Below are 6083 nucleotides of genomic sequence, written 5' to 3' on the forward strand. Positions count from 1 at the left end.
AATCGTGTTCCATTCTACCGTAGTCTTTACACTCGTTTTAGACATAATTCCTACTTGAGACTTTATCATCCATATCACCGTGAATCTGTCAGCATATCTTAGGCATTACCCTAAGCGTTCGCTTCTGACTCAATCTTCCCCGCTTGCAGCATCCGGTTAGCACCTACTTCTAGACTCGACCTTCTAAAAGAGCTAACAAGGGGTTACTTCGTTCCGTGTGTCCATTCTATGTACCTTTAGAGTGATGCTATACGCCGGGTTTATCGGAAGTGCCTTAACGGTCTATCAAACAATAGCCGTTTCCTTATCCTTTACCTTTTGGTTCCAGCCTGTCAGCCTGATTTGGCTGGTTAATATTGACGACGCTTCAAACACATCTTCGTTGACTACTCATGGATACTTTGCTCGACGTGTACCAGGTTAGGCTCCCAGTAAGAACGCCTTTTCCTCGGTGCTTTACGGATTGATGGCTAGTCGCTACCGTAAGGAAGATGCTGTCACCCTTGCACCTAGGGGGTGGGATTCTCACCCACATGAACACACAGTTATAAGGGTCTGGTTTTACCCAGTCTTACCTCTCATCCCTGAGCATAAATGCTCCCGATCGAGAGAACGAATCGCACCCACCTGTAACTAATGTAGCAATCTCAAGGGAAAAAGTAATTTGGAAATTTTTTGATATCTCCCCTGGTTGAAACACAGGGGATTCTAAACTGATGTTGCTACCCAGGCCCAAGCCATGCTACGCAACGTTTACGATATGATTTACTTAATCCCTGAAATAAATCAACTCGTCTTGGGAGTGTCAAAGCTCTCACCAATTGCCCATCAACACCAAAATTACCCACCTACCGACTGTCATCACCTGGTAAATTAGCAAATACCTGGGAAACTAAATCCCTAGTCTTATCTTCCAAGCGCTGCCAATCCACCTCCCCCGCATCATCAATTAAACTAGGATCAATATTTGCCCCTGCATGGGCAGCAGTGTAATTTATAAAACACACTTGATAACAAATTTCCCATAAATCTATACTCACCTGATGCTGTTGACGCTGCAAAAGTAAATGATATCCTGGATGAGGCATTGGTAGATCAGTAAGAGTAGCGCGAATTTCTTCTGTCTTTTCTACGGTGGCAGTTTCCATTTCTTGCAACAACTGAGTTACCAAAGCCTTAATTTCATCAGTAGTGTTGGCGGGCCAAATCAGGACATCCTGGTAAGTCCCTTTCCAAGTAGACGCGTCAAGACCCTTGCGAATATTATCCACAACACGAATAAAAGCAGGTTGCATCAGGAGTTCAGCCTGCTGCCATGTGACTGGGTTAGTAATTTTAGGAGGCATTGCTAGTAAACGGGAACAGTAAATGCTAAACAAACAGTCTAAGTTTATTAAAAAACTAAATTTTTTAGTTTAAATCTTCATCCCAAAATAGCGGATTTGATCCCTATAATTTTTCATGAAATCAAAAATTAACGAATCTCATTAAGTAATAACTCTGAGGGTAAAATATGATCGGTAAGCTGTTAGACCATCGTTACCAAGTCATTCAAGTCCTCGCTCAAGGGGGATTTGGTCAAACCTATATAGCCCAAGATACCAAGCGACCGGGCAACCCTATCTGTGTTGTTAAGCACCTCAAGCCCTTAACCTCCGACCCCAGAGCTTTTGAGACAGCCCTGCGTTTATTTAACAGCGAAGCGGAAACCTTGGAAAATCTAGGTTATCATGACCAAATACCCCGGCTACTGGCTTACTTTCATGAAAACCAAGAATTTTACCTAGTACAAGAATTTATTGCCGGACAGACCCTAGGGGCGGAACTCATACCCGGTCAGCCTTGGAGTGAAAGCCGAGTCATGGAACTGTTGCTAGGAGTCCTGGAAATCCTCCAATTTGTTCACCAAAAAGGCGTAATTCACCGTGATATTAAACCAGACAACATTATCCGCCGCGCCTGTGACCAGAAATTAGTTTTAGTAGATTTTGGGGCAGTCAAGCAGCTAAGATTACCAATGGCCAGTGTTGGGGGAAAAAGTACTGCTACAGTTGCCGTGGGGACTCCTGGCTATATGCCTACGGAACAAGGGCAAGGTAAACCCCGCCCTAATAGTGATATTTATTCACTAGGGATTATTGCGATTCAAGCCCTTACAGGACTACCTGCCCTGGAATTAGAAGAAAACCCCAATACAGGGGAATTGCTATGGCAGCATTTAGCAACCGTCAACTACCGGTTGGCGGCAGTGCTGACGAAAATGGTACATTATCACTTCAAAGACCGTTACCAAAGCGCAACAGAAGCATTGCAAGCTTGTCATAAAATTCATCCAGTATTTACACCCGCCACACCTCCAGAATCTTCTCACCATCATCACCATCAACCCACTCAATCTTTATCCCCAGTATCCCCAGAAAAAACTATTGCAGTAGCGCCGGCGAATTTTGTTACTGTCAAACCAAGTAGTCAAAAATCTGACAAAATAGACCCTTGGCCGTTCTTGATTGGTTTATTTTTAGCAGGTGGGGCGGCGGCTTTAGTCACAAATGTATATCCTAATGTGCGGAAATTAGCGGATAATACTATCAGAAACAACTGCTCGGCTGTGGTTGCTGGTAATTCCAATATTCGTTCTCAACCTAGCTCCATTAATTCTGATATTTTGCAAAAAACCAGCACCCATAAGGAGTTTGAGGTTACAGGCAAGCAGACAAAACTAGGTTGGGTACAAGTTAAATTGAATTCTGGTCATTTGGGTTGGGCTCATGTAGATGTCATTACCAATCATCAGGAGTGGGTTTCTTGTCTGGCAGATCAAGGTATTGCTATTAACACAGTAGATGATAGTAATTTGATTGCATCTTCACCAGTTCCTCAGCCCCAACCAGCACAGACATTCAATCAGTCACCGTCTACCAATGATCCTCATGAGTCTGAATCAGGAGATTTACAAGGCTCCCCCGCTTTGGGTCGGTCTATTCCTGGTATGGCTACGCCAGGTAAGCTATCGCCTTCTTCTGCCCATGACTACGCCACGCAAGCTATGAAACAGACAGTAACTATGATTCATCAGTGGCAAAAAGACTGGGCTAAGGCCGAGGCGCTATTTAATGATATCAATAGAGCTATAGAAGACGGTGAATGGGACAAAGTTTTAGATTATAAAAATAATCCCGAAAAGTTGCCAGATACCCAATACTGGCGCGACAAAATACAATCGTTATTTGAACAGGCAGAGGAAAATCTGACAAAAGAGACATCACCGAAATTAGATCATCAGCAAAGCAAAAAAGTCACTCCTTTACCAAGGTAAGGGAGTGGGAGCCTGGTCAATAACTAAAATCAATATTCTGATTTGGCTATATTGCTCTTAGTGCATCTGGTCATATTCTCGGGCTTCAAATCCTCTGGACTCCATCCGTGAAGAAGGCAAAAATTCCGCGCGACGTACAGGGGCTAAGGGTGGGGTGGGACCCTGGTAAGGATGTATAACTTGTACTGTACGACCGGGACGCTGGCGTGGTGAAAATAAAGCCAGTACACCAGCGACTACAACACCACCGCCAATGGTGAGAGTTGCGCCTCCTACTGCCCAAATGATGGGTGAAGACCACAGGGCTGCTGGAGTTTGAGGCTTTAATGCTTCTGATGTAAGTTTTTGGCTATTTTGTTGAGCTAACTGTACCTGCTCGTTCTGCCAATTTTGGAATTGGAACTGGAGTTGTTGGTTTTGCGCTCTGAGCTGTTCGTTGTCGCTTTTTAAGCGTTCCAACTGCATATTTAGCCGTTCCATTTCCACCCGCTGCTCTGGATTAGCCGGGGAGGGCGGTTGATTGGGTTGGGGATAATATGGATTCACCCCATAGGGGGAATACATCTGGGGTTGGGGCATTAGGGGCGGCGCTATAGTAGCCGGTATCTGGGGAGCAGAAACAGCGAAATTACTTTGTATGGGACTATCTGCCCCCCTGAGCAAGACAAGCGCCGCTAGTCCGGCCACGGCAACACCGCCGATAAATGCCATACTCTCACTCATCGCTTTTGCTCCTCTGTTACTCGTGACTGACTCACTCTCACACTCATCATAATTCGCCTACTCAACTTTACATAATACTCAACTATAAGCGACCGGACTAGCTAGTTTTTTTACAGCTTATTTGTGCTGTTAATATTCAAAACTATATTGGCTCAATTGTCCACAAAGTCACTTTCACAAAGTTATGGTTCCATTAGTTTTAACCAACTTTGTCTTCTGGCGCTTGAGTATTTGTGATGTTATCGCTTGTTTTGATCGCAGCCTTGAGATGCTGACAAAATTGGGCGATCGCATTTAGTCCCTGTTCTGGTGTACCTTCTGCTAAACGTTTGACAAATGCACTACCCACAATTGCCGCATCTGCTCCCCATTCTCTGACTTGACGGGCTTGTGCAGCTTCAGAAATGCCAAATCCCACCCCGATGGGTTTATCTGTAACCTCACGTATTTGTTGGAGTAACTCTGATACTCGTGACTCCATTTGAGTTCGCATCCCGGTAACACCAGTGACACTGACCAAATAAATAAATCCTTGGGAAGAGCGAGCAATGGCTTTGATTCTGGCGGGGGAACTGGTAGGAGCCACCAACAAAGTTAAGTCAATACCCATTTCACTTGCTGGTTGCAGCAATTCTGCTGCTGACTCTAAAGGTAAATCGGGGACTACTAATCCTGAAACCCCTGCGGCCGCAATTTGCCCAAGAAACTTGTCAATCCCCCGGTGCAAAATGGGATTGTAGTAACTAAACAGGATAATAGGCGATCGCAAGCCGGGAGTAGTAGCTTGCAACATTTCTAAAACCTGTTCTAACTTTGTCCCTCGTTCCAAGGCGCGGGTAGCAGCCGCTTGAATTACCGGCCCATCTGCTAGAGGATCGGAGTAAGGAATACCGAGTTCAATCATATCGGCTCCGTGACGATCCAGAACTTGCAAAGCTGCGGCTGTCGTTGCTAAGTCTGGGTCTCCAGCAGTAATAAACGGAATCAGAGCGCACTCTCGATTTCGTCCCAAGGTGTTAAAGCAATCAGAAATCGCGGTCATGTGTCCAGAATAATTATGAGTCAGTGGTCAGTTTATAAATAACTGATCAATGATAACTTTACACTTGACTTTGTTCTTCTTGTGAGATTTCTGCCTGAATTTTTGCCAGTTCTTCAGGAGTAAGTTCATCTAGGCGTTTTTGGAGGAAGGCCTGTTCATACTGTTCCCGTTGTTCATGGTAGGTCATTTTATTTCCCACCGCCCGGAATATATAGGAAGCCAACCAGCCGAGCAAGCCACTCACTAGTAAAACTTGGCTCCAGATCCCAGCTTGTGCAGCTTCTAAACCCACTAACTGTAATCCTACGTATCCCAAACCACCAGCAATAAAAACACCCAAGCCAATACCAATAGCATCAATGCGTCGCATGAGATTTATGACCTAACAATCTGTTAAACTTCAAGCCGGGGACGGGGTCGCAGATTCACAAACGGCGATAAAACTAATAACCCTGGCAAAAAGAAAAACACCATAAAGTACATCACGGTTCGCTCAATGGATCCGGCTACATACCAGCGCTGTTTGAGGTACAGCATCACAGCAATAGGGATTACTAACAGGTAAGCTCCAGCCAAAGCCAGATACAGCAGGGCTACAATCATATATCTTCTCTTGAGGTGGACAATAGCATTAAGTGCATCTATTCCCCATCATAGGCTGAACCCCTCCCCTGAGGAAAGTCTAGCTATTGCAGTTGTCAAGAAGAAATTGTTTGTATATTCTTGACATAGATGCTACAATCATAAAGGCAACAAAAAAGAGCTAGTCCTAAGCTGACTATTTTATAGACAAAACTATACCTATGTTGACAAGCATTGACATAAGTGAGTTAAGAAAATCGCCCACTTGATATATAATCCGACGATATCAAGTATTGAATTAAGACTATTGCCAACGCGAAAACCAAGCAATGATAGCGGTAGTCTTTCTTGTAAATCTTAAGAGAAATATCGCGTCTGGCTAAGGCGTGCAAGTCTACTAAGGGATAACCGCTCCCATGC

General features: G+C 44.5%; 6 protein-coding genes. 1 reads left to right on the plus strand and 5 read right to left on the minus strand.

Translation table 11 applies throughout. From position 1 onward, the window contains the following. Positions 1 to 848: 848 nt before the first annotated feature. A complete protein-coding gene (locus PN457_RS14425) occupies positions 849 to 1346 on the minus strand; it encodes a hypothetical protein (RefSeq protein WP_271734067.1) in 498 nt (165 codons plus the stop codon). A gap of 167 nt (positions 1347 to 1513) precedes the next feature. On the opposite strand from PN457_RS14425, the gene PN457_RS14430 reads away from it, so the two are divergent. After that, on the plus strand, positions 1514 to 3316 hold the full coding sequence (locus PN457_RS14430; RefSeq protein ID WP_271734069.1) for a serine/threonine protein kinase: 1803 nt from the start codon (positions 1514 to 1516) through the stop codon (positions 3314 to 3316). Between the two features lie 57 nt (positions 3317 to 3373). Here the strand turns inward: PN457_RS14430 and PN457_RS14435 are convergent, their stop codons facing one another. The 4 genes from PN457_RS14435 to ndhL all read right to left on the minus strand — a co-directional run bounded on the left by PN457_RS14435 (position 3374) and on the right by ndhL (position 5708). Continuing rightward, positions 3374 to 4039 carry a heterocyst differentiation related protein gene (locus tag PN457_RS14435; protein ID WP_271734071.1) on the minus strand — a complete coding sequence of 222 codons (666 nt, stop codon included), beginning with the start codon at positions 4037 to 4039 and terminating at the stop codon, positions 3374 to 3376. A 199-nt stretch (positions 4040 to 4238) separates the two neighbouring features. Beyond that, positions 4239 to 5081 (minus strand): tryptophan synthase subunit alpha, encoded by an 843-nt coding sequence (trpA, locus tag PN457_RS14440; protein WP_271734072.1) that lies wholly within the window; start codon positions 5079 to 5081, stop codon positions 4239 to 4241. Between the two features lie 58 nt (positions 5082 to 5139). After that, a complete protein-coding gene (locus tag PN457_RS14445) occupies positions 5140 to 5451 on the minus strand; it encodes a DUF3007 family protein (protein ID WP_271734073.1) in 312 nt (103 codons plus the stop codon). A gap of 23 nt (positions 5452 to 5474) precedes the next feature. Then, the gene (ndhL, locus tag PN457_RS14450; RefSeq protein ID WP_271734074.1) at positions 5475 to 5708 is read right to left on the minus strand and encodes an NAD(P)H-quinone oxidoreductase subunit L; all 234 of its coding nucleotides are present in this window, start codon (positions 5706 to 5708) and stop codon (positions 5475 to 5477) included. Positions 5709 to 6083: the final 375 nt, after the last annotated feature.

The organism is Anabaenopsis arnoldii, assembly GCF_028331025.1.
Classification (GTDB): domain Bacteria; phylum Cyanobacteriota; class Cyanobacteriia; order Cyanobacteriales; family Nostocaceae; genus Anabaenopsis; species Anabaenopsis arnoldii.

Coding starts and splice junctions, on each gene's coding strand:
- PN457_RS14425 (WP_271734067.1), bottom strand. CDS start 1,346: ATGCCTCCTAAAATTACTAACCCAGTCACATGGCAGCAGGCTGAACTC.
- PN457_RS14430 (WP_271734069.1), top strand. CDS start 1,514: ATGATCGGTAAGCTGTTAGACCATCGTTACCAAGTCATTCAAGTCCTC.
- PN457_RS14435 (WP_271734071.1), bottom strand. CDS start 4,039: ATGAGTGAGAGTATGGCATTTATCGGCGGTGTTGCCGTGGCCGGACTA.
- trpA (WP_271734072.1), bottom strand. CDS start 5,081: ATGACCGCGATTTCTGATTGCTTTAACACCTTGGGACGAAATCGAGAG.
- PN457_RS14445 (WP_271734073.1), bottom strand. CDS start 5,451: ATGCGACGCATTGATGCTATTGGTATTGGCTTGGGTGTTTTTATTGCT.